This window comes from Faecalibacterium sp. I4-1-79 (assembly GCF_023347235.1).
Taxonomy (GTDB): domain Bacteria; phylum Bacillota; class Clostridia; order Oscillospirales; family Ruminococcaceae; genus Faecalibacterium; species Faecalibacterium tardum.
This window is the reverse complement of sequence record NZ_CP094467.1, coordinates 969,785-995,724: the sequence shown is the minus strand read 5'-3', so window position 1 is coordinate 995,724 and position 25,940 is coordinate 969,785. Positions and strand designations below refer to the sequence as shown.

The 25,940-nt window shown below is 56.1% G+C and carries 28 protein-coding genes, 3 tRNA genes, 1 pseudogene and 1 riboswitch; of the genes and pseudogenes, 26 read left to right on the top strand and 6 right to left on the bottom strand.

Annotation, left to right across the window (positions count from 1 at the left end; all coding sequences use genetic code 11):
- Positions 1–159: 159 nt before the first annotated feature.
- The 3 genes from MTP36_RS04920 (at position 160) to MTP36_RS04910 (ending at position 4,016) form a co-directional block, all read left to right on the top strand.
- Positions 160–753, top strand: a complete 594-nt coding sequence (locus MTP36_RS04920; RefSeq protein ID WP_249253881.1) for a twin-arginine translocation signal domain-containing protein — start codon at positions 160–162, stop codon at positions 751–753.
- Between the two features lie 168 nt (positions 754–921).
- Positions 922–2,217, top strand: coding sequence for a tRNA (N(6)-L-threonylcarbamoyladenosine(37)-C(2))-methylthiotransferase MtaB (mtaB, locus tag MTP36_RS04915; protein WP_249253879.1), 1,296 nt, complete (start codon positions 922–924; stop codon positions 2,215–2,217).
- 245 nt (positions 2,218–2,462) lie between these two features.
- Complete coding sequence (locus MTP36_RS04910; protein ID WP_097779498.1) at positions 2,463–4,016, top strand: 4Fe-4S dicluster domain-containing protein; 1,554 nt, start codon at positions 2,463–2,465, stop codon at positions 4,014–4,016.
- Between the two features lie 65 nt (positions 4,017–4,081).
- Here MTP36_RS04910 and MTP36_RS04905 read toward each other — a convergent pair whose 3' ends face one another.
- Positions 4,082–4,294 carry a hypothetical protein gene (locus tag MTP36_RS04905; RefSeq protein ID WP_249253877.1) on the bottom strand — a complete coding sequence of 71 codons (213 nt, stop codon included), beginning with the start codon at positions 4,292–4,294 and terminating at the stop codon, positions 4,082–4,084.
- Positions 4,295–4,459: 165 nt separating this feature from the next.
- Between MTP36_RS04905 and MTP36_RS04900 the strand changes: the two genes are divergently transcribed.
- Entirely contained in the window at positions 4,460–4,933 is a 474-nt protein-coding gene (locus MTP36_RS04900) for a pilin (protein ID WP_097779497.1), read from the top strand.
- Between the two features lie 51 nt (positions 4,934–4,984).
- On the opposite strand, the gene MTP36_RS04895 is transcribed toward MTP36_RS04900, so the two are convergent.
- Complete coding sequence (locus tag MTP36_RS04895; protein ID WP_097779496.1) at positions 4,985–5,191, bottom strand: hypothetical protein; 207 nt, start codon at positions 5,189–5,191, stop codon at positions 4,985–4,987.
- Positions 5,192–5,355: 164 nt separating this feature from the next.
- Here MTP36_RS04895 and MTP36_RS04890 point away from each other — a divergent pair, with 164 nt between their 5' ends.
- The 5 genes from MTP36_RS04890 to MTP36_RS04870 all read left to right on the top strand — a co-directional run bounded on the left by MTP36_RS04890 (position 5,356) and on the right by MTP36_RS04870 (position 9,111).
- Positions 5,356–6,204: a bifunctional hydroxymethylpyrimidine kinase/phosphomethylpyrimidine kinase gene (locus tag MTP36_RS04890; RefSeq protein ID WP_249253875.1), complete on the top strand. Its 849-nt coding sequence runs from the start codon at positions 5,356–5,358 to the stop codon at positions 6,202–6,204.
- Positions 6,201–6,707, top strand: coding sequence for a tRNA (cytidine(34)-2'-O)-methyltransferase (locus tag MTP36_RS04885; protein ID WP_015536909.1), 507 nt, complete (start codon positions 6,201–6,203; stop codon positions 6,705–6,707). The genes MTP36_RS04890 and MTP36_RS04885 overlap by 4 nt, the downstream gene beginning before the upstream one ends.
- Positions 6,698–7,588 carry a DegV family protein gene (locus MTP36_RS04880; RefSeq protein ID WP_330220871.1) on the top strand — a complete coding sequence of 297 codons (891 nt, stop codon included), beginning with the start codon at positions 6,698–6,700 and terminating at the stop codon, positions 7,586–7,588. The genes MTP36_RS04885 and MTP36_RS04880 overlap by 10 nt, the downstream gene beginning before the upstream one ends.
- A 220-nt stretch (positions 7,589–7,808) precedes the next feature.
- A riboswitch (PreQ1-III riboswitch) is annotated at positions 7,809–7,910 on the top strand.
- Between the two features lie 7 nt (positions 7,911–7,917).
- Positions 7,918–8,445, top strand: a complete 528-nt coding sequence (locus MTP36_RS04875; RefSeq protein ID WP_249253871.1) for a QueT transporter family protein — start codon at positions 7,918–7,920, stop codon at positions 8,443–8,445.
- Between the two features lie 15 nt (positions 8,446–8,460).
- Positions 8,461–9,111, top strand: coding sequence for an HAD family hydrolase (locus MTP36_RS04870; RefSeq protein ID WP_249253869.1), 651 nt, complete (start codon positions 8,461–8,463; stop codon positions 9,109–9,111).
- A 107-nt stretch (positions 9,112–9,218) separates the two neighbouring features.
- Here MTP36_RS04870 and MTP36_RS04865 read toward each other — a convergent pair.
- Together MTP36_RS04865 and MTP36_RS04860 are read right to left on the bottom strand one after the other, a co-directional pair.
- Positions 9,219–9,294: transfer RNA gene (locus tag MTP36_RS04865), tRNA-Pro, on the bottom strand.
- A gap of 31 nt (positions 9,295–9,325) precedes the next feature.
- Positions 9,326–9,399: transfer RNA gene (locus MTP36_RS04860), tRNA-Gln, on the bottom strand.
- A gap of 272 nt (positions 9,400–9,671) precedes the next feature.
- On the opposite strand from MTP36_RS04860, the gene MTP36_RS04855 reads away from it, so the two are divergent.
- A complete protein-coding gene (locus tag MTP36_RS04855; RefSeq protein WP_005924931.1) occupies positions 9,672–10,751 on the top strand; it encodes a 6-phosphofructokinase in 1,080 nt (359 codons plus the stop codon).
- Between the two features lie 197 nt (positions 10,752–10,948).
- Here MTP36_RS04855 and MTP36_RS04850 read toward each other — a convergent pair whose 3' ends face one another.
- Positions 10,949–11,944: a D-isomer specific 2-hydroxyacid dehydrogenase family protein gene (locus tag MTP36_RS04850; protein WP_055186504.1), complete on the bottom strand. Its 996-nt coding sequence runs from the start codon at positions 11,942–11,944 to the stop codon at positions 10,949–10,951.
- Positions 11,945–12,206: 262 nt separating this feature from the next.
- Between MTP36_RS04850 and pepT the strand changes: the two genes are divergently transcribed.
- Entirely contained in the window at positions 12,207–13,424 is a 1,218-nt protein-coding gene (gene pepT / locus MTP36_RS04845; protein ID WP_249253867.1) for a peptidase T, read from the top strand.
- A gap of 101 nt (positions 13,425–13,525) precedes the next feature.
- Here pepT and MTP36_RS04840 read toward each other — a convergent pair whose 3' ends face one another.
- Positions 13,526–14,923 (bottom strand): TrkH family potassium uptake protein, encoded by a 1,398-nt coding sequence (locus MTP36_RS04840; RefSeq protein ID WP_249253865.1) that lies wholly within the window; start codon positions 14,921–14,923, stop codon positions 13,526–13,528.
- Positions 14,924–15,317: 394 nt separating this feature from the next.
- On the opposite strand from MTP36_RS04840, the gene MTP36_RS04835 reads away from it, so the two are divergent.
- The 15 genes and pseudogenes from MTP36_RS04835 (at position 15,318) to MTP36_RS04765 (ending at position 25,940) form a co-directional block, all read left to right on the top strand.
- Positions 15,318–15,391 (top strand) — tRNA-Arg (locus MTP36_RS04835).
- Between the two features lie 396 nt (positions 15,392–15,787).
- Positions 15,788–16,048 (top strand): hypothetical protein, encoded by a 261-nt coding sequence (locus MTP36_RS04830; RefSeq protein ID WP_097770934.1) that lies wholly within the window; start codon positions 15,788–15,790, stop codon positions 16,046–16,048.
- Positions 16,045–16,299 carry a hypothetical protein gene (locus MTP36_RS04825; RefSeq protein WP_005924919.1) on the top strand — a complete coding sequence of 85 codons (255 nt, stop codon included), beginning with the start codon at positions 16,045–16,047 and terminating at the stop codon, positions 16,297–16,299. The genes MTP36_RS04830 and MTP36_RS04825 overlap by 4 nt, the downstream gene beginning before the upstream one ends.
- Entirely contained in the window at positions 16,262–17,158 is an 897-nt protein-coding gene (locus tag MTP36_RS04820; protein ID WP_249253863.1) for a DUF6017 domain-containing protein, read from the top strand. Before MTP36_RS04825 ends, MTP36_RS04820 begins: the two co-directional genes overlap by 38 nt.
- Positions 17,158–17,319: pseudogene (locus MTP36_RS04815) on the top strand (ParA family protein); the annotation flags it as partial. The gene MTP36_RS04820 and the pseudogene MTP36_RS04815, both read left to right, overlap by 1 nt.
- Positions 17,320–17,533: 214 nt before the next feature.
- Positions 17,534–18,982: a ParB/RepB/Spo0J family partition protein gene (locus tag MTP36_RS04810; protein WP_249253862.1), complete on the top strand. Its 1,449-nt coding sequence runs from the start codon at positions 17,534–17,536 to the stop codon at positions 18,980–18,982.
- Between the two features lie 284 nt (positions 18,983–19,266).
- Positions 19,267–19,608 carry a DUF7768 domain-containing protein gene (locus tag MTP36_RS04805; RefSeq protein ID WP_003020223.1) on the top strand — a complete coding sequence of 114 codons (342 nt, stop codon included), beginning with the start codon at positions 19,267–19,269 and terminating at the stop codon, positions 19,606–19,608.
- On the top strand, positions 19,608–20,321 hold the full coding sequence (locus tag MTP36_RS04800; RefSeq protein WP_014080243.1) for an antirestriction protein ArdA: 714 nt from the start codon (positions 19,608–19,610) through the stop codon (positions 20,319–20,321). The genes MTP36_RS04805 and MTP36_RS04800 overlap by 1 nt, the downstream gene beginning before the upstream one ends.
- A 133-nt stretch (positions 20,322–20,454) precedes the next feature.
- Positions 20,455–20,844 (top strand): PcfB family protein, encoded by a 390-nt coding sequence (locus MTP36_RS04795; RefSeq protein ID WP_173022035.1) that lies wholly within the window; start codon positions 20,455–20,457, stop codon positions 20,842–20,844.
- Complete coding sequence (locus tag MTP36_RS04790; protein ID WP_249253860.1) at positions 20,831–22,666, top strand: VirD4-like conjugal transfer protein, CD1115 family; 1,836 nt, start codon at positions 20,831–20,833, stop codon at positions 22,664–22,666. The genes MTP36_RS04795 and MTP36_RS04790 overlap by 14 nt, the downstream gene beginning before the upstream one ends.
- A gap of 95 nt (positions 22,667–22,761) precedes the next feature.
- Entirely contained in the window at positions 22,762–22,974 is a 213-nt protein-coding gene (locus tag MTP36_RS04785) for a Maff2 family mobile element protein (RefSeq protein ID WP_044963257.1), read from the top strand.
- Between the two features lie 11 nt (positions 22,975–22,985).
- Positions 22,986–23,852: a VirB6/TrbL-like conjugal transfer protein, CD1112 family gene (locus tag MTP36_RS04780; protein ID WP_117612914.1), complete on the top strand. Its 867-nt coding sequence runs from the start codon at positions 22,986–22,988 to the stop codon at positions 23,850–23,852.
- A gap of 15 nt (positions 23,853–23,867) precedes the next feature.
- Positions 23,868–24,599 (top strand): septation protein SpoVG family protein, encoded by a 732-nt coding sequence (locus MTP36_RS04775; RefSeq protein WP_249253858.1) that lies wholly within the window; start codon positions 23,868–23,870, stop codon positions 24,597–24,599.
- The gene (locus MTP36_RS04770) at positions 24,589–25,368 is read left to right on the top strand and encodes a DNA-methyltransferase (RefSeq protein WP_249253856.1); all 780 of its coding nucleotides are present in this window, start codon (positions 24,589–24,591) and stop codon (positions 25,366–25,368) included. The genes MTP36_RS04775 and MTP36_RS04770 overlap by 11 nt, the downstream gene beginning before the upstream one ends.
- A 17-nt stretch (positions 25,369–25,385) precedes the next feature.
- On the top strand, positions 25,386–25,940 hold the full coding sequence (locus MTP36_RS04765; RefSeq protein ID WP_118544540.1) for an MT-A70 family methyltransferase: 555 nt from the start codon (positions 25,386–25,388) through the stop codon (positions 25,938–25,940).

Below are 25,940 nucleotides of genomic sequence, written 5' to 3'. Positions count from 1 at the left end.
ATGCCGCTAGGCATTTTGTTCAGTTTTGGCGCATGAATTCTGTGTTTATATACAAAGTGTGAACACGTCCGTTGCAAAACGCTTTATTCTGCGGTATTCTGTATGTAGCAGAGACCTTCTGCATTTTGGATGTATTGATTTTATTTTGGAGGGATTTTTATGAGCACGATTTCTCGCCGTTCTTTCCTGAAGCTGGCTGGCGCTACTGCGGTTGCCACCGCCGGTGCTTCTATGCTGACTGGCTGCTCCTGGTTTGATAATATTGAGCTGGTGATCATGGGCAGCGTTGATGATGGCAAAACCTATAACGAGGTTTTCCACAAGACTCTGCCTCGCATTGCAGTCAACTTTGTAAAGGGCAACATCAATCTGGCTCTGGATCTGGCCAAGAAGTACGGCCCCGAGGATTACCGCGGCGCCGATGTGTCTGTTGACAGCAGCTACCCGAACTCCCTCACCTTTATCAAAGACGAAAAGACCGGCAAGGAGAGCCTGATCATCGCCGTCAAGCTTGCCATGGTCGAGGTCGATTACGAAGTATTGGTTAACGGCAAGAGCGTCAGCTCCGGCAAGCAGAAGTTCCCCAATGGCGTGACGAAGATTCCCGAAGAGGATGCACTGGAGCTGGCCAACAGTAAGCTGAACTACCCGCCGTACAATCAAGTTAAGCTTGAGATCGATAAGGCTTATACCGACAACCTGACCGTCGTAAATGGCAAGGTTACCATTGCGCTGCTTGCCCTCAAGGGCTGATATTCTGGTTTTCCCGGGGATGGACATTTGTCCATCCCTTTTTTGCTGCCGTTTTTCCACCCGCTGCCGCCGGGCGGTGCAATTCCGGTCTTGCGTGCTGCCGTTGTTTTGTTATATAATGAAGAGTAGACCCTATTTTATCCCATTTTGTGGAAAGGAACCCCTCTCATGCGAGTTTGTTTTTATACCTTGGGCTGCAAGGTCAACCTGAACGAGACCGGCGCGCTGGAACAGCTGTTCCGCGCCCACGGCTTTACCATTGCGCAGGAAGGCGAAGCAGCGGACGTGTTCATTGTGAACAGCTGCACCGTGACCAACTTCGGCGACCAGAAGAGCCGCAAGTGGCTGCGCCGCAAAAAGCGCGAGAATCCGGGTGCGGTGACGGTGCTGACCGGCTGCTACCCGCAGGCCTTCCCGGAGGAGGCCGCACAGTTCATGGAAGCCGACCTTGTGTGCGGCAACGGCGACCGCAAGGCCATCTTGGAGAACGTACAAAAGCTGCTGGACGGCCACGAGCGCATTGTGGCCATCGCCCCGCACCAGCGCGGCGAGCAGTTCGAGGAGCTGCCGGTGGAGCGGTTCGAGACCCACACCCGCGCCTTTATCAAGGTAGAGGACGGCTGCAACCGGCAGTGCGCCTACTGCGTCATCCCCCGCGCCCGCGGGCCGGTGCGCAGCCGTGCCGAGGAGAGCATTCTGGCCGAGCTGCACCAGCTGGCCGCTGCAGGCTACCGCGAGGTGGTGCTCAGCGCCATCTCCCTGCCCAGCTACGGGCTGGACACTGGCACGAACCTTGTGGAGCTGGTGGAAAAGTGCGCACAGGTGCCGGGCATCGAGCGCATCCGTCTGGGCAGCCTTGACCCCGATATGCTCACCCCGGAATTCATCTCCCGCTTGGCAGCGGTGGACAAGCTTTGCCCCCAGTTCCACCTGAGTTTGCAGAGCGGCTGCACCGCCACCTTGCGCCGGATGCGCCGGGTGTACACCGCGCAGGAGTATGCACAGGTGGTGGAGCAGATCCGCGCCGCCTACGGCAGCCGACCGGTCAGCTTTACCACCGACTGTATCTGCGGCTTCCCCGGCGAGACAGCAGACGACTTTGAGGAAAGCTGCGAATTTCTGAAAAAGATCGGCTTCCTCAAAGTGCATGTGTTCCCCTACTCCCGCCGCAGCGGCACCCCGGCTTATGATTTCCCGGATCAGATCCACGAGCGGGAAAAGCAGGAGCGCAGCCGCCGCATGAACGCCGTAGCCGAACAGGTGCGCTGCGAGACGCTGGCCGCCTTTGAGGGCACCGAGGACGAGGTACTGCTGGAGACCCCCCTGTCCGGCACGCTGTTTACCGGCTACACCCGGCTGTACATCCCGGTGGTGGTCTCTGCCCCAGGCTGCGAGAGCGGGCAGATCGTGCGGGTAAAACTTGGCCGCTACGACGGCGAGCGGGTGCGTGCAGCACTTTGCTGAAAATTTTTCATTTTACTTATACATTCTGTGCATCCGAATGAATACAATAAATTTTTAACAAATTTTGTGTTTTGCCCTTTTCATACGCACGTCTTTATGTTAAAATGAAGATGGATTTATCGGGTCCGGCGTGCTGTAAGCAACCAGCACGGTACCATCCGCGCCCGTATAGCGCCGTTTTTATGCTCTGCACACAGGGCAGGCGGCTCCGTTTTTTGGCTGTTTCTGAGCAAGGAGAGATTGGAATGAGTTTCAGAGGAATCAATACCACGGTCATCCAGATCCGCCGTCAGGTGTTTACCGAGGTCGCCCGCATGGCTTACGCCAACGTCAAGGGCGAGCAGGCCAACCACCTGATGCGCAAGATCCCCTATACCATCATCCCCGGTGAGGAGGGCAAACTGCGCAAGGATATCTTCCTCGAGCGTGCCATCGTTGAGGAGCGCGTGCGTCTGGCTATGGGTCTGCCCACCCGCCGCATGGACGAGCACAACAGCGTGGTCTCCGGTCTGGAGGACGCCTCCATCGCCGATAAGTACTATGATCCCCCGCTGGTCAACGTGATCAAGTTTGCCTGCAACCGCTGCCCGGAAAAGCTGGTCAAGGTGTCCGACCTGTGTCAGGGCTGCCTTGCACACCCCTGTATGGAAGTGTGCCCCAAGAAGGCCATCACTTGGGAGAGCGGACGTTCCACCATCGATCAGGATAAGTGCATCAAGTGCGGCCGCTGCGTCACTGTCTGCCCCTACAATGCCATCGTCAAGACCGAGCGCCCCTGCGCCGCTGCCTGCGGCATGGGCGCTATCCACTCTGACGAGCTGGGCCGTGCCGAGATCGATTACAGCAAGTGCGTATCCTGCGGTCAGTGTCTGGTGAACTGCCCCTTCGGTGCCATTGCCGACAAGGGCCAGATCTATCAGCTCATTCAGGGCTTCAACCGCGGCGACCGCATCTATGCACTGGTCGCTCCCGCTTTTATCAACCAGTTCCCCTCTCTGGCTTCCACCGGCAAGCTGAAGGCTGCCTTGAAGGCCATCGGCTTCTGTGACGTGGTGGAGGTTGCCATCGGCGCCGACCTGTGCACCGTGGACGAGGCACACGACTTCCTTGAGGAAGTGCCCGAGAAGCTGGACTTTATGGCTACCTCCTGCTGCCCGGCATGGAGCATGATGGCAAAGACCGCTTTCCCCGGCCTTGCCAAAAACATCTCCATGACCATGACCCCCATGGTGTTCACCGCCCGCATGATGAAGCAGGCCGACCCCGAGGCCCGTATGTGCTTCATCGGACCCTGCGCCGCCAAGAAGCTGGAGGCCTCCCGCCGCACCGTCCGCTCTGACGTTGACTTCGTGCTGACCTTTGAGGAGCTGGCCGGTATCATCGAGGCAAAGGATCTGGATCTGGACAGTTTGGAAGTGGATCCCGCCGAGATGGATCTGTGCTACGCTTCTGCTGCAGGCCGCGGCTTTGCACAGTCCGGCGGCGTTGCCAAGGCCGTTGCCGACAAGATCAAGGAATGGCGTCCCGACATGGAGGTGAAGATCGCCTCCGCACAGGGTCTGGCCGACTGCAAGAAGCTGCTGATGCTGGCCAAGGCCGGCAAGTACAACGGCTACCTGCTGGAAGGCATGGGCTGCCCCGGCGGCTGCATCGGCGGTGCCGGTACCATTGCCGATCCTGTGCGCACCGCAGCTGTGCTGAACAAGTATGTGAAAGATGCCGAGTTCACCGACCCCGAGCAGAGCGCTTTTATGTCCAACATCCACATGCTGAAGGACGACCCCAACTTTGAGGTCTGAGCCGCTGTAACCTGACCCTCTAAGGGGGCTGCTGCACTGCGCAGCAGCCCCTTTTTTGATTCCACTCAGCAGTTTTTATTGTAGACGTTTTTGCTCTTGGCTGAAAGTTTGCCGGAGTAAAAGCCTTCCCCCAGTCGGGGGAAGGTGGCGCGCAGCGCCGGATGAGGGTGCAGGCAAGCAGCAGCGCCCTCATCAGTCCCCTGCGGTGACAGCTTCCCCCGTCCGGGGGAAGCCTTCAGCACGAACCGCAAGGCGTGCAGCAGTGTCCTTTTTATCATACTTTCCACATTTTGTGTTGAATTCGAAACATTTTTGTGAAAGACTGCCAAGGTGCATTGACAAGGCCGTCCGGTCATGTTATGTTAGCATTGACAAATCAGTACCTTATGGGGCATCATATACTCTGTTTCGTCATGCCGCAATTGCGGCAGAAAGGATAAAACATGACTACTGCCTTAAAACGTACCGGCGCTGCCCTGCTGACACTGCTGATGTTCTGTGTGCTCACCTTGGGTGCTTCTGCCGCCGCTAACACTCCCGTGGGGGTCAAATTCTGGAAGGAAAAGTCCGATAAGGAATCCATGGCCAACTCCGGCATTGATTCCGACCGAGAGGCCTCCCTTACCCGCCAGTCCAACGGCACCTATACCCTGACGCTGCCCGTCAAGCAGGTGACCAAGCTCAATGTGACCGGCTACCTGTCCGGCCTGACCATCGGCGATGTGACCTACACCGGCACCCTGACCGGCGAGATTGAAAAGGGCAACGGCATCCTGACCATCAAGAACCTGCCTGCCTCGGTGCTGACCGGCAGCGATGTGAATAAGTCGCTGACCGTGACCTGCAACATCCAGATGGATCTGAGCCTGCTGGGCGAGATCAACACCACCGCCCGGATGTGCATCTGGGCAAAATAAGACGCACAATATCAAAAGCGCCGTTCCACCCGGGACGGCGCTTTTTGCTGTTCAGCAGTCGATGTGCTTTTCCACAAAGTCGGTGGCCATCTTATCCAGCTGCATCACCGCATTTTCCGCACCCTTCATCACCTTACGCACATTGCGGCGCATCTGGCGCTTGCTCTGGGTGGCCATCATGGCACCGGCAGCCCCGAGGGCTGCACCGGCGGCCATGCCCACTACCATGCCTGCGGCGGAATTTTCTCGCTGTTTCATTCTGAATTTCTCCTTTCAGTCTGTCATGACAGGGCTTGCAGTGCTATTATTTCCGTAAAAGAATCTGGTATACGCTTTTTTTATGCAGCAATTTGTGGTATACTGTTGCATGATGCTTTTTATAAGCCGCTGCGTGCGGCTTTTCAGCAAGGAGGTTTTCCTATTTGCAAAAACCCGTTGAACCAAAAAAGATCCTTTGCATCCACGACTTGTCCGGCGTGGGCCGGTGCAGCCTTGCGGTGATCCTGCCTGTACTGTCGGTCATGGGCTTCCAGCCGGTGGCACTGCCCACGGTGGTGCTTTCCACCCACACCGGCGGCCTTGGCACCCCCGCCCGGATGGACGGCAGTGCCTACGGCATGGCCGCGCTGGAGCACTATCAGGCACTGGAGCTGCAATTTGATTGTATCTATACCGGCTATCTGGGCGGCGAAGCACAGGTAGCGCTGGCTGAAAAAGCCTTTGCCCTGTGGCCTGCCGCCTACAAGGTGGTGGACCCTGTGATGGGCGATAACGGCAAGGCCTACTCCACCGTCACCCCGGCGCTGGTCGAGCGCATCCGCAGCCTGTGCCGTGCGGCAGACCTGATCTTACCCAACTACACCGAGGCGCAGCTGCTTTTGCAGCAGCAGCCCGTCACCGAGCAGCTGGACGATGCCGCTGCGCAGGCTCTGGCAGATGCGTTGCAGCCGCTGGCCCCCAACGCGGTGGTCACCGGATTGCCGCTGGGTAAGTACATCGGCTGTGCCGGTACCGGCGCAGACCGCTTCGTCATCAAAAAGCTGCACATCAGCCGCAGCTTCCCCGGCACGGGGGATCTGTACGGCGCTGTGCTCATCGGCTCGCTGCTGCAGGGCAACGCCCTGAGCGCTGCTGCCGATAACGCCGCAGAGTTTGTTTCGCTGGCCATTCAGGGCACGCCCTGCACGCAGGACACCCGCTTCGGCGTGTGGTTCGAGCCGCTGCTGCCCCGCCTGTGCCCCCTGCGGGAGGAACCGGAGGGCATCTTATGATGGACAAACCGACTTTGAATATCGTTCTGGTAGAGCCCCGCATCCCCCAGAACACCGGCAACGTGGCGCGCACCTGTGCTTGCACGGCCTGCCGTCTGCATCTGGTAGGCCCCATGGGCTTTGCCATTGACGACAAAAAGCTCAAACACGCCGGGCTGGACTACTGGCACTATCTGGACATTACCTATTACGATGGCCTTGCGGACTTTTTTGCCCGCAACAACGGCCCCTACTACTACTTTACCACCAAGGCACCCCAACGCTACACCGATGTACAGTACCCGGACGGGGCTTATCTGGTATTTGGCCGCGAGGATGCCGGTCTGCCGGAGGCGCTGCTTGCGGAAAATCAGGAGCACTGCATCCGCATGCCCATGCGGGACACCTGCCGCAGCCTGAACCTTTCCAACAGCGTGGCGGTGGGCGTGTACGAGGTGCTGCGGCAGTGGGATTTTCCGGAGCTGCTGGACCACGGCCACCTACGAGATTATGAATGGAAATGAGGGACACTATGAGCAAGATTGCAATTCTGACCGATTCCTCCTGCGATATCCCGCAGGAGATGGCCGAAAAGTACGGCATTGATATCATGAGCTTCCACATCCTGCTGGATGATGTGGACTATGTTGAGCGTGTGGACTGCACCAACACCGAGTTCTACGACAAGATGCGTGCGGCAAAGGGTGTGCCCTCTACCGCCGCCATTACGCCCATCCAGTTCTGTGAAAAGTACTGCCAGTATGTGGACGAGGGCTACACGGATGTCATCCATGTGCCCATCAACAAGTCTGGCTCCTCCACCTACAACAATGCCCTGATGGCGCAGGGTATGCTGCGGGAGGAGCGCCCGGAGCACCATCTGAACATCCATCTGCTGGACCCTCACACCTACTCTATGGTGTTCGGCTGGTATCTGTGCGAGATGGCACGCAAGCTGCAGAACGGCGCAGAGATCCGCCATGTCATCCACGAGTTTGAGCGGCAGATGAACTGCATGGAGGTCGTGCTGGGGCCTTACAGCCTGAGGCAGATGAAAAAGAGCGGCCGCATCTCCGCCGCCGCAGCCGTCATGGGCGAGCTGATGGGCATCCGTCCCATCATTACCCTGATTGACGGCAAGACCAAGGTAGAGGCCAAGGTGCGCGGCGATGAAAAAGTCGTGCCCGCCATGGTGGATCTGTGCCAGAAGCGTGCCGGGGATGTGGAGGACTTTGAGTATATGATCGGCCACACCAACATCCCGCAGGCCGCAGATCTGGAAAAGGCCTGCCGCAAGGCTTTTGGCAAGCCGCCGCTGGCCGTGTTTGAGCTGGGCGGCGTGGTCTCTGCTAACACCGGCCCCGACACCATAGCGCTGACATATACCGGTCACCCCAGAGGGTAACACACGATTTTAATAGCCTCCGCTTCGCTCTGGCTATTTCAGCGGTAATTCTATTTTTACTTTGAGGTTTCGAAAAGCCTGCGGGCTTTTCGAAACCTCTTTTTTACCGGAAGGGTCCAAGCCAAACCCTACATCTGTTCCTAATTCTACAATAATTCATTGCAATCCGCCCAAAATTATGATATACTCCCTTGTGCTGTGTTTTTTCACAGCTCCTTTAGAGCAACTTAGGATTTTAGGCTCCCCGGCACCACTCGAGCGGTGCCGGGCAAAACCCACAGGAGCTGGCGGTTCCTGTGCGGTCAAAATCAAACCGCTGGAGTATTATCATGAATCAGAATTCTTCCGTCCGTAAGCTGGTGCACTGCGGTGTAGTGGCAGCTATCTATGTAGTGCTATGTCTGGCATTGCAGCCCCTTTCCTATGGTGCTGTGCAGGTGCGCGTGGCCGAGGCTCTGTGCCTGCTGCCCGTGTTCGGTGCAGAGTACATCGTGGGTGTTGTGCTGGGCTGCTTCCTTGCAAACCTGCTGGGCTCCACCATCGTGGATGTGATCTTTGGCACGCTGGCTACCCTGCTGGCCTGCCTTGTCACCTACAAGCTGCGCAATGTGCGCTTCAAGGGTCTGGCCATTGCTGCCAGCCTGCCTCCGGTGCTGTTCAACGCCGTGATCATCGGCATTGAAATTGCCGTCATGTTCCCGGACCCCACGTCCAGCGCACCCATCTGGCTGGCCTGCATCACCAACGGCATCTCGGTGGGCATCGGCGAGCTGATCAGCTGCACGGTGCTGGGCGTTGCGCTGGTAAAGCTGATCGAGAGCAACGCCGCACTGCGCAAGGTATTTACAGCGGAATAACACAAGGAGGTTTCCATGCAGCCAAACGGTATGATCTTCTGGGACTGGAACGGTACCCTGATGGACGATGTGGACTTTACCCACAACTGCCTGAACTGGATGCTGGAGACCCACGGCTACCCCCAGCGGTACGATCTGGCTGCCTACCGGGAGTTGTTCGGTTTTCCCATCGAGGACTACTACCGCTGCGCCGGGTTCGACTTTGCGCGGCACCCCTACCCGGAGCTTGCCGCCCGCTTTATGGAGCATTACAACGCCGGTGTGCCCGGCTGCGCTGTAACGGCACACGCCGTTGACACCCTGCAAACGCTGGCCCGCATGGGCTGGCAGCAGGCTGTGCTTTCCGCCTCCCGCCGTGATTACCTGATCGAGCAGGTATCCGCCCGGGGTCTGCAAGGCTTTTTTACCGAGTTGCTCGGCCTTGCGGACATTTACGGCGTAAGCAAGGTACAGCTTGGCACCGACTATCTGCACCGCACCGGCATCGATCCGGCTGCCTGCGTGATGGTCGGCGACACCGACCACGATGCCGCAGTGGCTGCTGCCATCGGTGCAACTTGTGTGCTGTACACCGGCGGGCATCAGTCCCGCGCCCGGCTGGAAAAGGCCAGTCCCTACGTCATCGACGACCTCGCCCAGCTGCCCGCATTGCTGGAAACGATATAATATTAGTGGCTCAGAAATACCTGTCGGCGTTTCTGAGCCACTTGTTTTTACAGCCTGTTCGCGCAAAAGCAAAAAAAGACCAGTACACAAATGTGTACTGGTCTTTTTGGTCGGAGCAGCGGGATTTGAACCCACGGCCTCCTCGTCCCGAACGAGGCGCGCTACCAACTGCGCTATGCCCCGAAAATACCGCAGCTTATTCGGCTGCGGTAACTGGTTGGGGATGAGAGAATCGAACTCCCACAAGTAGAGTCAGAGTCTACCGCACTACCACTATGCAAATCCCCAATATTCGGTTTTGTCAGCCGCGCCGTGCGTCGCTGACAATGGATATTATACACGCCATCAGGCCGCTTGTCAACCATTTTTTCAGTTTTTCTGTAAAAGTTTTTACAGCAGCTTTCCGTTGCACACAGGCTTGTAAATTTTTGGTTTTTCTCTTGACAGCACTCCCCTTTCGGAATACTCTAATACTATAAAGAGGTAGGACCCCGGTCAGCCCGGCACCCTTTGCCGGACCGTTCGGCTTTGCCTGAATGATAATGAAAGAGGGTATTTGAATGAAAAAACGTGTTGGTATCCTGACTTCCGGCGGCGATTGCCCGGGCCTGAACGCCACCATCCGCGGCGTTGCAAAAGCACTGTACGCCCGCATGGGGGATAACGTGGAGATCGTGGGCATCGCAAACGGTTACAGCGGCCTGATCAACGGCGACTACCGTGAGATGAACGAGGACGACTTCCGCGGCATCCTGACCTTGGGCGGCACCATTCTGGGCACCAAACGCACCCCCTTCAAGCTGATGCGTGTGGTGGAGGACGACAACATTGATAAGGTCGCCGCCATGAAAAAGACCTACAAGGCGGCAAAGCTGGACTGTCTGCTGTGTCTGGGCGGCAACGGCACCCACAAGACCGCCAACCTGCTTTCGCAGGAAGGGCTGAACATCATCGGCCTGCCCAAGACCATTGACAACGATATCTACGGCACCGATGTGACCTTCGGTTTCCACACCGCCGTGGATATCGCCACGGATGTCATCGACCGCATCCACACCACCGCCGGCAGCCACAGCCGCGTGATGTGCATCGAGATCATGGGCAACAAGGCCGGCTGGCTTACCCTGTACTCCGGCATTGCCGGCGGTGCCGACATCATCCTGCTGCCCGAGCTGCCCTACGATATCGACCGCGTATGCGAGGCCGTGGAGCGCCGTGCCAAGAAGGGCTCCAACTTCTCCATCCTTGCCGTGGCCGAAGGTGCCATCAACACCGAGGAAGCTCGCATGAAGCGCAAGGACTGGATGGCCAAACGTGCCGAAGCCGGTCTTGGCACCACCGCCACCAACCGCATTGCACAAGCCGTGCAGAAAAAGACCGGTATGGAGACCCGCGTGTGCATCCCGGGTCACATGCAGCGCGGCGGCAGCCCCAGCGCCTACGACCGTGTGCTGGCCACCCAGTTCGGCAGCTATGCCGCACAGCTGGTAGAAGTGGAGCGCTACGGCGTGACCGTAGCCATGGTGAACCGCCGGGTGACCGAGAACCGTCTGGCAGACATTGCCGGTAAGACCCGCAATGTGCCTGAAAACTGCGAGCTGCTGAGCGTGGCACGCCGCATGGGCGTCTGTCTGGGCTGAGTTTTTTATCGATCTGTTCAGGACACCGGAGCAGCATAGTTGCCCCTGTGTCCTATTTTTACAGGCAGAGGACGGCATTTTTCCTGAAAGCTGTTGCCGCCGCTCTGGCTGAGTAAGCTGCTGCTTTAGGGCAAAAATCATCGCAAACAAAAATCGGGCAGACCGTGGTCTGTCCGATTTTTGCATTTCATGCTTCCTCAGCGGTTGGTCACATCGTGCCGGCTGGGCGAGCCCTCGGCAAAGGCGGCGGCGCTTTCCAGCACACCGCGCACCATGCTCTTCACGTCCTCGTAAGTGTAAAAGGCTGTGTGGTCAGTCAGGATCACGTTGGGCATGGCGCGCAGGGCAGCCAGCTCCGGGTTCGGGATCACATCGCCCATGCGGTCGTAGTAGTACAGGCCGTTCTCGTTTTCCAGCACGTCCAGACCGGCAGCACCCACCTGCCCGCTTTCCAGCGCAGCCAGCAGAGCGTCGCTGTCGATCAGCTTGCCGCGGGCGGTGTTCACGATGGTCACACCGGGCTTCATCTTGGCAAAGGCATCGGCGTTGAGCAGATGGTGGTTCTCCTCGGTAGCGTTAGTGTGCAGGGTGATGACATCGCTCTCCGCGATCAGGGTCTCCAGCGGCACATACTTTGCGATCTTCTTCACCTCATCGTTCTGGTACAGGTCGTAGGCCAGCAGCTCACAGCCAAAGCCGGACAGGTGCTTCAGCACGGTCTGCCCGATGCGCCCCGTGCCGATAACGCCCACGGTGCAGTTGGAGATGTCCCGGCCGATCTTGCCCTTCAGGGAGTAGTCCTGCAGCTCACCGCGCTTGAGGATATGCCCCGCCTTGCGCAGGCTCATCAGCATGAGCATAATGGCAAAGTTCGCCACACCGTTGGGGGGATAATCCACATTGGAAACCTTCATGCCCAGCTCCCGCGCCTTTTCCAGATCCACATGGTCGTAGCCGATGGAGCGGCAGCAGATGGCCTTCACCCCAAGGTCATGAAAGCGCTGCAGCATGGGTGCGCTCATATCACAGGGTGTCAGCGATACCGCATCGTAGCCTGCGGCCAACTGGGCGTTCTCCATGGTAGGATACGCCTCGGTATAGCCGTACTCAATGCCCCGCTGCTTTGCCAGATCCTCCAAGATGCCCTGCTCATCGTAGGGGCGCAGAGTATAGAAAAACACTTTGACTGCCATAAAATTCTCCTCCTGGTCCTTCTTTACCGGAATGCGTGCCTGTGCGGCGCAACCTGCATCTTTGTAAGTATGTCTTTATTGTAGCACGTTTACGGATGGAGGACAGCTTTTTCATAGTGAATTTTGTTCATTTTGTTGTTGAAGCGGTGCTTTCTGCCCCATGTGCGCAAAAAAGGTTGTCAAAACAGGAAAAACAGGGTATGATAGGAGATGGATCGCAAAACTGTGATCCTTTAATACTGCTAAAGGAGTGTGCTTTGTTATGCGCGCCTATGAACGACTGCTTGATTACGTCAGGGTCTACACCACCTCGGACCCGGAGTCCGGTACCCATCCTTCCGCTGCGCGGGAGTTTGATCTGGCTCACAAGCTGGTGGAGGAACTGAAGGCTCTGGGCGTGGAGGATGCCCATGTGGACGAGCACTGCTACGTCTACGGTTCCCTGCCCGCCACCCCCGGCTGCGAGGAAAAGCCCGCACTGGGTCTGATTGCCCACATGGACACCGCCCCGGATGCCAGCGGCGAGAACGTGAACCCCATCCTGCACGAGAACTACGACGGCGGCGATGTGGTACTGCCCGCCACCGGCAAGGTGATGAAGGTCTCCGCCTTCCCCTTCCTTGCCTCCATGAAGGGCGAGACCCTGATCACCACCGACGGCACCACCCTGCTGGGTGCAGACGACAAAGCCGGTGTGGCTGAGATCATGACTGCTGTGGAGACCGTCATCCGCGAGGGCCGCCCCCACGGCAAGCTGTGCATCGGTTTTACCCCGGACGAGGAGATCGGCGAGGGTGCCGACCTGTTCGATATCCCCGGCTTTGGTGCAGACTTTGCCTACACAGTGGACGGCGGCGATGCCGGCGACATCGAGTACGAGAACTTCAACGCCGCTGCCGCCACCGTGACCATCCACGGCTTCTCGGTGCATCCCGGCTCCGCCAAGGACACCATGATCAACGCTTCCAACGTTGCCATGGAGTTCCACGGCGCTCTGCCCGTGATGGCACGTCCCGAGACCACTGAGGGGCGTCAGGGCTTCTACCACCTGTGCCAGATGTACGGCGACGTTACCACCGCAAAGCTGGGCTACATCCTGCGCGACCACGATGCCGCCAAGTTGCAGTTCAAGAAGGACAATATGCAGGACATTGCCGATTACCTGAACGGCAAGTACGGCGCAGGTACCGTGGAAGTGGAGATCAAGGACAGCTACCGCAATATGCTGGAAAAGATCAAGCCCCACTTCCACCTCATCGAGACCGCCCGCAAGGCTGTGCGCATGGCCGGTCTGGAGCCGGTGGAGGTGCCCGTGCGCGGCGGCACCGATGGCGCTACCCTCAGCTGGAATGGTCTGCCCTGCCCCAATCTGGGCACCGGCGGCTTCAACTTCCACGGCGTGTGCGAGTGCACCACCGTGGAGCGGATGGACCGCTGCACCGAGATCGTGCTGAATATCATCTCTCTGTACGCAGAGTAATTCGCCTTTTTCCGTGAAAAACTTTTTGCGTGAAAACGGTCTGTCCCTATAACATAAAAGCGGCGGCTGCACAAAGCACTGTGCAGCCGCCGCTTTTTCATTTAACCTACATTGATATGCCCCACCGGCATAATCTTGCGCTTGTTGTCGTCCGGTTTTGCGGTCAGGCTCATAGCAAAGGCCACCGGGCCTACACGGCCCATGAACATGACCAGCATATACAGGATCTTTGCCCCGTTGTTCAGCTGGCTGGTCACGCCCACGGAAAGACCCACCGTGCCAAAGGCCGAGCAGGACTCGAAGATGGCATCCACCACCGACACGACGTCCGAGGTGTTGTAGTACACCACGATAGCCGAGCCGATGACCGCCACAGCGCCCAGCACGATAATGGTCAGCGCACGGTAGACGGTCTTGGACTCGATATGATGGTCCGCGATCACGCAATCGTCGCGCCCCTGCGCCACGCTGCGGATGGTCAGGATGATGACCGCGAAGGTGGTCACCTTCACACCGCCGCCGGTAGAGCCGGGCGCTGCGCCGATGAACTGCAGCACGCTCATGAGCAGCTTGCTCAGGGTGCCGCAGGAGGCCAGATCCACGGTGTTCATGCCGGCGGTACGGGTGGATACTGACTGGAACAGCGAAGCCATCACCTTGCCGGGCACCGACAGCCCGCCCAGTGTGGCGGGGTTGTTCCACTCCATCAGTCCCAGCCCCAGCGCGCCGCCCAGCCACAGGATCACCGAGAAGGACAGCACCACCTTGGCGTGCAGGGACAGGCGGCGTTTTTTGTACCACTGGCACAGTTCCACCCAGACCATAAAGCCCAGACCGCCGGAGATGATCATGAATATGATCACCGCCTGCACATAGTAGTTGTTAACATAGGGCACCAGCGAGGAGTAGGCGCCGAACCGTCCGAACAGGTCGAAGCCCGCATTACAGAAGGCCGAAATGGCGGTGAACACGCTGATCCAGACGCCCTCCAGCCCGAACTGCGGCACAAAGGCGAACAGCAGCAGCAGAACGCCGATGCCTTCAAACATCGCTGCCAGCCCCACCACGATCTTCAGCACGCTTTTGGCCTGATCGTAGCCGTCTGCCGAGACGCTCTCGCCCAGCAGACGCAGATCCCGAAAGCCCATGCGCCGGCGCATGGCCAGCGCAAAAAAGCTGGTAAGGGTAACAAGGCCAAGGCCGCCCACCTGAATAAGCAGCAGCACCACCGCCTGCCCGAACCATGTGAACTGCGTCCATGTATCCCGCACCACCAGACCGGTGACGCAGGTGGCGCTGGTTGCTGTGAACATAGCGTTGAGCACATCCAGACGTCCGTGCCTGCTGGCAATGGGCAGGGTGAGCAGCAGCGTGCCCAGCGCGATCACGATAATAAAGCTGACGCAGATGATCTGGGTCGGGGTGCTCAGTCCCAGCTTTCTCCGCCGGACCGACCTCTGGTGCCGCAGCTTTTTGCGGATATTTTTTATCTTTTCCATAGCATCCTCCCTGCGCAGCACGCAGCCGCTTTGCATTCCCTTATAGCATACACCATTTTGCCCGCAGGTTCAACTTGATTTTATAGCCTGGTTGCGGTATTATAATATGGTACTGTATTTTTGGGGGCTTTTCTGTGCCCTAAGGATGCAGACCCATGTCTCCGTAGCTCAGCTGGATAGAGCGTCCGCCTCCTAAGAATTCGGTCAACCTGATACCTTGGGGGCAGAAGTGATTGCTCTAATCAAAAGCAAGACCGGGAATCGAAGTTTTCTCAACAATTTTTGATGCAACAAGTTTAACACCGTTCCGGTTGCAACGCAGTCGGTCACTTCGTTGTGAAAAGCATTCCATACAAAGTGCAGAAAAGTCAAAAATCAACGATAATACATATATGTCTCTATACCTCAGCTGGATAGAGGGTTCGCCTCCTAAGCGAAACGCCCCCGGTTCGAACCCGGGTAGGGACATCCTTTTAAGAAATGCGAAGGTCATTTTTCCATGTGAAAGACGATCTTCGCATTTTTCATTTTGAACCTATCACCAAAATTAGCCAGCTAATGCCATTAGCAGAATTTTCGGTTTCAGCTAATAAAATCCGGTTTCCAGCTAATGAAGCCCCATAAAGCACCTTTTGAACTCCGTTTTCCGGCTCTCTGCTAAAATTGGTAGCCGCTTTCCTGTAAATCCATGTAAATACAAGATAAACTGTGTAAATCTATTTTTCACATTCCTACCAGAAACCGTGCAAAACACTTTTCTCCATACATAGCGCGTTCACTCGCTGTTCTCTCGGAACAGAAAGAGGAACGCGCTTTTTTGTTTTCGGGCTGAACTTCCCGAATCCATCAAAGGAGGGTTTACCAATGAAAAAAGTTCTGACCGTCACGATGGACGGTATCCGCTACCATGCTTCCCGCCCGGCAGATTGCCGGCACTGCTTCTTCTGGAAGAACCGAAAGAAGGGCTGCGTTCTCGGCAAAGAGAACTGCTACTATCTGATCGAGCCGCCCAAAGGCCCCAGCAAGTGCGAAGGGTGCCCCTACAAGCGGGCAAAGCCCTGTGTGCTGATTCCCTGCTACAAAGACCTGATGGCACCGCTGGAGAAACGAGGTGATGCCAAGTGAGCCACAAGCGAAACGAAGCTCTGCGCCATGTTCAGCACTCCATGCACCATGTGATCGCCGCTGGCGAAGGTTCCGACCGTGCCCCGGACAGTTGCAAGCTGTGTCCGTACTATCGGCCTGATTTCAAATTCCGCACCTGCCTGTATGCCCACTGCCCTTATAAGAAGCAGGTCAATGTATTCCGTTCCACACCTGAAAAATGGGATATTCTCTATGCCCGAAAAAAAGCCGACAAGAACCGCAGACCTTGATTACTTCTATGGGCAGTCCAGCGAGCTGTTCTCCTTCTACCGGATTCCCAAGCTGTTGTTTCAGGATAGCCGCTTCCAACCGCTTTCCACAGATGCCAAAACGCTGTACGGTATCCTGCTGGACCGCATGAGCCTGTCAGCCCGGAATGGTTGGTTGGACAAAGCTGGGCGGGTGTTCATCATCTATACTGTGCAGGAGGTGCAGGATTCACTGGGCTGTGCCGATAAAAAGGCCACCAAGCTGCTGCGAGAACTGGAAGAGTACGGCCTGATTGAACGCAAACGGAGGGGGCTGGGCAAGCCCGACCTCATCTATGTGAAGAATTTTTCGTCAGAATCGTCAAAAACGCTCTACATGAATCGTGATAATGACGATTCTGGAACCGTCCAGAATACGCTTCAAGACCCGGCCAAACTACGATGTAATAAGACTGAGAGAAATAATACAGAGGTAAGCGATACTGATCCTATCTATTCCGATGAAAACGACTGGATGAGCAAACGCGCCCAACTGGAAGAATATTTTTCGCAGTCTTTGGAGGTAGACCTTCTGCTCCGGCTCTGCCCGGACGATGAGGATACCATCTATCAGATCGTAGATTTGCTGGTGGACACCTGTGCCACCAACCGCAAGACGCTACGCATTGCCGGGGACGATAAGCCCGCCGAGGTGGTACGCAGTCGCTTTATGAAGCTGAACGCTGACCATATCCGCTTTGTGCTGAAGTGCCTTGCAGAGAACAGCAGCCCGATCCGAAACATGAAACAATACCTGCTCGCTTCTCTGTACAACGCACCCACCACGATGCAGCTTTCCTATCAAAACCAAACTAATCACGACTTAGCGATGCGGGGGTGATAAAAATTTCAAAGAAAGCAACCACAATTGCCATCGTCAACCAGAAAGGCGGCACTGGCAAGACCACCACCTGTGAAAATCTAGGCATCGGGCTGGCGATGGAAGGTAAAAAAGTCCTACTGGTGGACGCTGACCCGCAGGGGTCACTTACCATCAGCATATGATTACTTCCTATTAGGAACACTGTAAATACAAGGCTTTTCGGAGCCTGCAAACCAGAAAAAATAATATTTGATCTATCACATTACGCAAAAAGCCGTCCGGCATGAGAAACGGGCGGCTTTTTTGCGTGGATAGACGGAAAGGAGGCACAAAAATAACTACAAAATTTTAGCGCTCTAATTTGTGCAACTTTAACGAAAAGGAGGATCGTAAATGGCCGATGAAAAATTGAATACTGGCCCTGCGGAGAATATTTTCACGGAGGCCGCCGAGCCTATCGCCACACTCGAACAGGCCGCAGCATCTGAACCCCAGCAGGAACAGACCGGGCCTGCCATACCTGAGCCCGGCGATGTGGTTGTGTCCTTTGACAAAATCAATGAGCTTATGGCAGAAAAGAGACAGAACGCCCGCGCCGAAGTCGAAAAGGCGGAAACCCCCGAAGCGCCGGAGGCGGCAGCCCCCGGAGAAACACCGCAGCCCGCCAATACGGAGGAACCGAAAAAGCCGCGCCGTGGCCGTCCGCCGAAAGCGGAAAAGGCTGCGACTGAAAATCAGAAAGCGGAGAAATCGGCTGGGGCCCGCAAGGGCCGCCCACCCAAGGCGGATAAGGCGGCCCCTGACAAGCCCAAGCCGTCCAAACGAGACAAAGTGTCCCGAAGCGATGGAAAGGCCCCGGATGCCAAGGAGCCCATTAAGCCCGCACAGGATACGGCACTGAAGGAAACTGCTGCTGTGGAACAGACGGCTCCCGAGCCGACTACACCGCCCCGCCCGGTTGAGGAAGGCAAGCTGGTTTATCTGAAACTTTCCGAGGTTCATCCGTTTCACACATTCCGTCCGCACCCCTTTAAGGTACGGGACGATGCGAAGATGCAGGAAATCGTTGCTTCTATCCGCGTAAACGGTGTAATGGTTCCCGGTCTTGCCCGCCCGGAGAAAGATGGAAACGGCTATGAAATTGTAGCGGGCCATCGCCGTACCCACGGCAGTGAGCTGGCTGGACTGGAGGAAATGCCCTTTATCGTCCGTGAAATGACCGACCACGAAGCGGTACAGGCCATGAAGGACAGCAACAAGCAGCGTGACGGGATGCTCCCCAGCGAATTGGCCGCGCTGCTGGAACTCGAGGTTGAGGACATCAAGCATCAGGGCGGGCGGCTGAAAGGTGTTGCGGAAGGCGATGTCGGGAAACGCTCGGTTGAGATTGTAGGCGAGGCGCATGAAATGAACTATAAAAAGGTCATGCGCTACTTGCGGCTCAACTCCCTTGTGCCGGAGCTTCTGGATAAGGTAGACGATAAAAAGATGGGCTTCATGCCTGCCGTGGAGCTTTCCTACATCAAACCGAAAAATCAGAGGCTTATTGCTGTTTCCATTGACGGGGAGCAGGCTTCGCCCTCGCTGGCCCAGGCCAAACGGCTCCGGAAGCTGGATAAGGAAGGCAAGCTCAACGGCGATGTCATTGACGGTATCTTATCAGAACAGAAAAAGGAGGATCGAGGCGTGATTATTTCTACTGCGGAACTGGAAAAGTATTTTGGCAAGGAGGTCACTCCCGCCAAAATGAAAGAACAGATTATGTCCCTGCTGGATGACTGGAAAGAAAAACAGCCGCCGGAGCTGGCAAAAGCCCCGAAAAAGCAGGAACTTGACAAGTAACAACTTCGAGACACTTTGTCCCGAGGACCCCGCCCTCGCGCAGAGGCTCTGGTGGTATATATCCCCCGTCGCCGCCTGTTTTTTAGTACAGCCGGGAGTGGGCCGTCAAGGGTGCAGCGCACCGCCGTTTTCGGCGGCTCGCCCTTGACGGTCTGCCCCCGGCTGTGCTATTTCCCCGGCAAGCGGCGGGGGTATATCCTCCAGAGCCGCCCCCTTTCCCAAGACTGGGAAAGGGCGTGGGGTTTGGGTTGAACTTTCTTATTAAAATATCGGAGGTATGAACGATGAAACGACCCCTTGCTTATATCACCGCTGCATGGCTCGGCGGCGATAGCGAAAACGCAGAACTGGCGGCGCAGTATTGCCGCACCGTGTATGAGGCAGGCTTTTCTCCTATTTGTCCGCCTTTGTACTTGCCCCTGTTTCTCAATGATGCTGTTCCCGAGGAGCATAAAAGCGGCATCGACATGAGCCGTGACCTGCTCCGCCGTTCTCATGTGCTGGTTGTTTGCGGGCACAGTATGACCGAAGCCATGAAAAATGATATTGCCGTGGCCCAGCGGCTGGGAATTACGGCAACAACCCTTGAGGGCATCCTGACCGTCAAGGGACAGGGCCGCCGCTAATGGCAACCCTGTTTGAAGCCTACGTTACCAACGCCGGAAAGTACAGCGAGGGCCAGCTTGTGGGTGAAACACTGAAATTTCCCACAACCGCCCAGGAGGTGGAGGCTCTTTTGAAACGGATCGGCGTGGATGGCGTCCGCTATCAGGAAATTTTTATTACCTCTTTCGATGGGGATGTGCTGGGGCTCTATGACCATTTGAGCGAGTATGAAAATCTGGACGAGCTTAATCATCTGGCCTGCCTGCTTTCCGAGCTTACCTCATCGGAGCTGGAAACACTGGAGGCCGTCCTCGACAGCGGCGATCACTGTTCTTCGGTGCGGGACATCATCAATCTGACACAAAATCTGGACTGTTACGGCTTTTACCCCGGCGTATCCGATGAGGAAACGCTGGGGCGCATTTATGTGGACGATCTGGAAATGTTGGATGTGCCGGATCAGGTAAAACCGTATTTCGATTATGAGGCGTATGGCCGGGATGCCTGCATCCACGAAAACGGCCATTTTGCCCCGGGCGGCTATGTTGTCAAAGAAAGCGATCATTTCGTGGAAGTATATCACGGCTTGCAGGATATTCCCAAGGAACATAAGGTATTCTCTTTCCCGAAGCTCTCTATCCGGGAGCAAATGGCCGCCTATCAGGAAATCATAGACGGTTCTTCGCTGGAGGGCTACCGTCAAATGCAGAAAAAAGACCGTGGGGATCGGTGACGGTACTTCGAGACAAATTGTCCCAAGGAAGGAGGCGGTGTAACTGATTGATGAAGATATTTCCCGGCGCACGATAGCCATATCCGTAAAAACAACCAAGCTGACGGCGCGGGGACTGGCGTATGTGCTGGGTATGGTGGGGCGGAAGATCCGCAAGGCATACCGTGGGCGGCAAACACCACACGGCAAGCAAAGTGTGCGAAAGCTCATGGCACACGGTACATCCACAAACAGCATCGAGCTATCCGGGGATGCCAAGTCCTTTGACCGTGTGGCCCGGAAATGGAATGTAGACTATGCGTTCTATAAAACCGGGCCGGACAAATACCTGTTGTTTTTCAAGGCTGGACAGGCAGACGCAATGACCGCCTGCTTTTCTGAGTATTCCCGGAAGGTGTTAAGCAAAGCAAAATCGAACCGAGTTCCCATCCGAGAACAACTGCAACAGGCGGCGGATCAGCTTTCCAAAGAAAAGCCGAAACAGAAAGAACATGCAAAGGAGGTGGCCCATGAGGACAGATAAGATTAGAAAATATCTCATTCTGAACATTCCCTATCTGTTCATCCTGTGGGCGTTCCTCAAGCTGGGAACGGCCTACCGGCTGGCGGCGGGTAACGATTTTGCACATAAGCTCATCGGGCTGGGCCAGACGATTGGCCCGGCCTTTGCTGACTTTGCACCCGGTCTTGCCCCACTGGATTGGCTTATCGGTATTGTAGGAGCCGTTGGTTTCCGGCTGCTGATCTATTTCAAAAGCAAGAACGCTAAGAAGTTCCGGCGGGATGCAGAATACGGCAGCGCCCGGTGGGGAACGGAAAAAGACATCAAACCGTTTGTCGATCCGAAGTTTGAAAACAACGTGATTTTGACCGGGACGGAGTTTCTCACGATGAATACCCGCCCGAAAATTCCCGCAAATGCCCGAAATCTGAATTGCTGTATTATCGGCTCGTCCGGCTCCGGCAAAACCCGCTTCTGGCTCACGCCCCAGCTTTTACAGGCTCATTCCTCTTATGTGGTGGTCGATCCCAAAGGCGGTGTGCTGGGACAGGTCGGGGGTTTCCTGCAAAAACGCGGGTACAAAATCAAGGTATTCAACAGCATAGATTTTTCAAAATCCATGCACTATAACCCGCTGGCGTATATCCGCAATGAGGCCGATATTCTGAAATTCGTGGATGCCCTGATTTCCAACACAAAGGGCGAAGGCAAGGAAGGCGATCCATTCTGGACGAAATCGGAAACGCTTTTGTACTGCGCCCTGATTGCCTACATCATTTTCGAGGGGCCTGCCGAGGATCGGAACATGAACACCCTTGTGGATATGATTTCTGGCATGGAGGTCAAGGAGGATGACGAGGATTTTATGAACGCGGTGGACTATATGTTTGCCGGGCTCGAAAAGCGCAAGCCGGATTGCTTCGCGGTCAAACAGTATAAAAAGTACAAATTGGCCAGCGGCAAGACGGCAAAAAGCATTTTGATTTCCTGCGGTGCGCGACTGGCTCCCTTTGACATCCCGCAGCTTCGTGAGGTCATGGCCTATGACGAATTGGAGCTTGACCGCATCGGAGATCGGAAAACGGCGGTATTCTTCATTATTTCCGATACCACGCAGACCTACAACTTTTTAGTGGCACTTGCATTTTCGCAGATGTTCAACCTCCTGTGTGAACGGGCGGACAATGTTCACGGTGGCCGCCTGCCGCACCATGTACGGGTGCTGTGGGACGAGGCAGCCAACACGGGACAGGTGCCCCAGCTCGAAAAGCTGGTCGCGGTTATCCGCTCCCGCGAGGTGAGTCTTTGCCTGCTGTATCAACAGTTGGCACAGTGCAAGGCCATTTACGATAAGCACGCCGAGACAATCCTCGGCAACATGGACAGCGTGGTGTTCCTCGGTGGCCGCGAAGCCAGCACTATCAAGGAAATCTCCGAGAACTGGCTGGGAAAAGCCACAATCAGTATGCAGACCGACAGCCGCTCCCGTGGCCAGTCGGAAAGCTACAGCCAAAACACCCAGCGGCTGGGCCGGGAACTGATGACCCCAGCCGAGCTTGCAACCATGCCGGGAGACAAATGTATTTTGCAGCTTCGGGGCCTGCCCCCGTTCTTCTCTCCCAAGTATGATCTGAAACGGCATCCGAACTACCGTTATACGGCGGAGGCCGATAAACAGAAAAACGCTTTTGACCTCGACAGGCTCATTAACCGCCGCAGGCGGCCCGGGCTGAACGAGGCGTGTACGATGTATGAGGTGGCTGTGCCGGACGATGCACTCACGGAAGAGGACGAGGACATCCTCAACTATGATGACATCGACGATCCAGACGCCTTTGCATAAACGCTTCGAGACAAAGTGTCCCGAAGTTTGTAACCTGCCGCCTGCATGGGCGGCTTTTTTGTTACCGGGAAAATCCCGGAGAAATGGAGGCTTATATGGCATTTTTCTCATCTGCAATCGACACTTTACAGACCCTCGTTATCGCGCTCGGCGCTGGCCTTGGCGTATGGGGTGTGGTCAATCTGCTGGAGGGCTACGGCTCGGATAACCCGGGCTCCAAGTCCCAGGGCATGAAGCAGCTCATGGCGGGCGGCGGCATCATCGTCATTGGCACCACACTGATCCCTCTGCTGTCTGGCCTGTTTTAAGGTAGGCGCTTATGGATTTTCTCACCGACTGGCTCACAAACTGGCTCAAAGAGCTTCTGATTGGCGGGATCATGGGAAACCTCGAAGGGCTTTTTGATACCGTCAATACCCAAGTCGGAGAGATTGCGGCACAGGTAGGGACTACCCCGGCGGCGTGGCACGCCGGGGTTTTCTCCCTGATCCGACAGCTTTCCGAAACGGTAATCCTGCCGATTGCCGGAATGGTGCTGACCTTTGTTGCCACTTATGAGCTCATACAGATGCTTTTGGAAAAGAACAATATGCACGAGGTTGACGTTGCGAACCTCTATAAATGGATGTTCAAAACGGCCTGTGCAATCTTAATCCTGTCAAATACATTCAATATCGTCATGGCTGTGTTCGATGTGTCGCAGAGCGTTATCGCGCAGGCAGGCGGGCTCATTCAAGGCTCTACCGATGTTTCGGCGGATATGCTTGCCGAACTGGAAACCTCGCTGGAGGCGATGGACTTAGGGCCGCTTTTGGGGCTTTGGCTGCAGTCTGCGCTCATTGGATTTACGATGAAGGCGATGGGGATTATCATTTTCGTTTTGGTGTATGGCAGGATGCTGGAAATCTATCTGCTGACCAGTCTGGCCCCCATCCCCGTTGCTACGCTTTCCAACCGGGAGCTTGGCAGCACCGGGCAAAACTACATCAAGTCCCTGTTTGCCGTGGGCTTTCAAGGACTGCTGATTCTTGTATGTGTTGCAATTTACGCAGTGCTCATTCAAGGCATCGCAACAGGCGGCGATCCCATTGGGGCGATTTGGGGAACTGTGGGCTACACGGTTCTGCTTTGCTTCATGCTCTTTAAGACCGGGAGCATTGCCCAGCGTATCTTTGGCGCTCATTAACAGGAGGTGGTGCTTATGCCGAGAAGATACGGGGCAGACGGAACGCGCTTATGGAATGGAAAAACGCCGGAGGAGTTTACTGAGGCAGACGCTTACCGCTTTATGGCGGAAACAGAGGCCGTCCTGCAAAGAAAAGAGTTGATGGACGACCCCGCCCAGCCTGCTCCGGCAAGCGGAAAGGAGGAATTTTATCTGAGTAAGAAAGACGATGTATTGCTGACCCCGGAGCAGATTGCTGCGGAGGAACGGCGCTGGCTGTTTGATGCTCCCATCGCGGAGCTTGCAGAAGTCAAGGGTGTTAGCATTGATGAGGCAGTAAAAATGCGGACAGATGCTGTCTTGCAGGAGGCGGTTGTTCCGATCACGGTATCTGTCCGCCCGATTGAGCCGCAGGGAAAACTGATCGGCTTCGCCAGCGTCAATTTTGGCGGTGTGGTCATCGACGATTTTAAGGTTGTGGACGGGAAAAACGGGATTTTCCTCGGTGCTCCATCTAAGCCCGATCCCGCCAGCCGGACGGGATACCGGGCTACGGTTCGGATTTCTGACCGCGCCACACAGGAACGGATCAATGCGGCTGGTGTGGAGGCGTATCATGCAGCGGTGGAACAGCTTGTTGCACGGGCCCAGGCGGTACGGCCTGCCCCGATCAAAGAGCAGATGGCCGAAGCCGCAAAACAGGCAGGAAAGGAAAACGCCGCCCGGCCTGCGCCTGCCAAGGCAAAGGAGGCCCGCAATGACCGATAGCCGCACTTTGGGACAAAGTGTCCCGAAGGAGGGCTTGTTTCTCATGGATGGCATCGAGGGCCTGCGGTCTTTGCCAAAACATAGCGTGGATATGCTGCTGACCGATCCGCCCTACGGCACAACCCGGAATTATTGGGATGTGCCCCTGCCGCTCCCAGAGCTGTGGGAAGCGGTGAAATGGGCGGTCAAGCCGAATGGCGCGGTGCTGTTCTTCGCACAGTGCCCCTTTGACAAGGTGCTGGGCGCATCCAACCTCGCCATGCTCCGCTATGAGTGGATTTGGTACAAGGAGCGCGGAACAGGTTTTCTCAATGCAAACCGGGCTCCACTGAAAAAGTCCGAGAATATCTTGGTGTTTTACCAGAAGTCCCCGGTCTACAATCCGCAGTTTACTTATGGCAAGCCTTATACCCGCGTACATTCCCGAAGCGGTACAAGCTCCAACTATGGGAAATTTGAACGGCAGGGATCGGAGTCCAACGATGGCCGCCGCTATCCCGGAAATGTACTTTTTGTGCCTACGGTGTCCGGCGGCATCCACCCCACGCAGAAGCCCGTGGAGCTCTGCGAGTATCTGATCCGCACCTATACCCACCCCGGAGAACTGGTCGCGGACATTTGCGTTGGCTCCGGCACAACCGCGATTGCAGCCATCAACACAGAACGCCGCTTTGTATGCTTTGAAACGGCCCCGTCCTTTTATGCCGCCGCCAGTGAGCGCATCCGTGCGGCGCAGGCAGTAAAAAGCTCTGGCGAGAAAGGAGTGTAATTATCCAGCAGTATTCTATCATTTACGCCGATCCCCCTTGGCGCTACTCGGCTAAGAAAGTACAGGGCGCGGCGGAAAATCATTATCCCACTATGAGCATTGAGGAGTTATGTGCGTTGCCTGTGGCTGATCTTGCAGCCCCGGACAGCGCACTCTTTTTATGGGCCACTTTCCCGCAGCTCCCGGAGGCGCTCCGGCTGATCGAGGCTTGGGGCTTCACCTACAAAAGCGTTGCTTTCGTCTGGCTGAAAAAGAACAAGAAGGCGGATAGCTGGTTTTACGGCCTTGGCTTCTGGACAAGGGGCAACGCGGAAATCTGCCTGCTGGCAACCAAGGGACATCCAAAGCGGCAGGCTGCCAACATTCATCAATTCATCATTTCCCCGATTGAAGCCCATAGCAAAAAGCCGGACGAGGCCCGCGCCAAAATCATTTCCCTGATGGGCGATCTGCCCCGCGTGGAGCTCTTTGCCAGGCAGACCCCGCCCGGCTGGGCTGTATGGGGAAATGAAGTAACACCAACCATCCCGGACTTTGGGACACATTGTCCCGAAGTACAGAAAGGAGTGTGA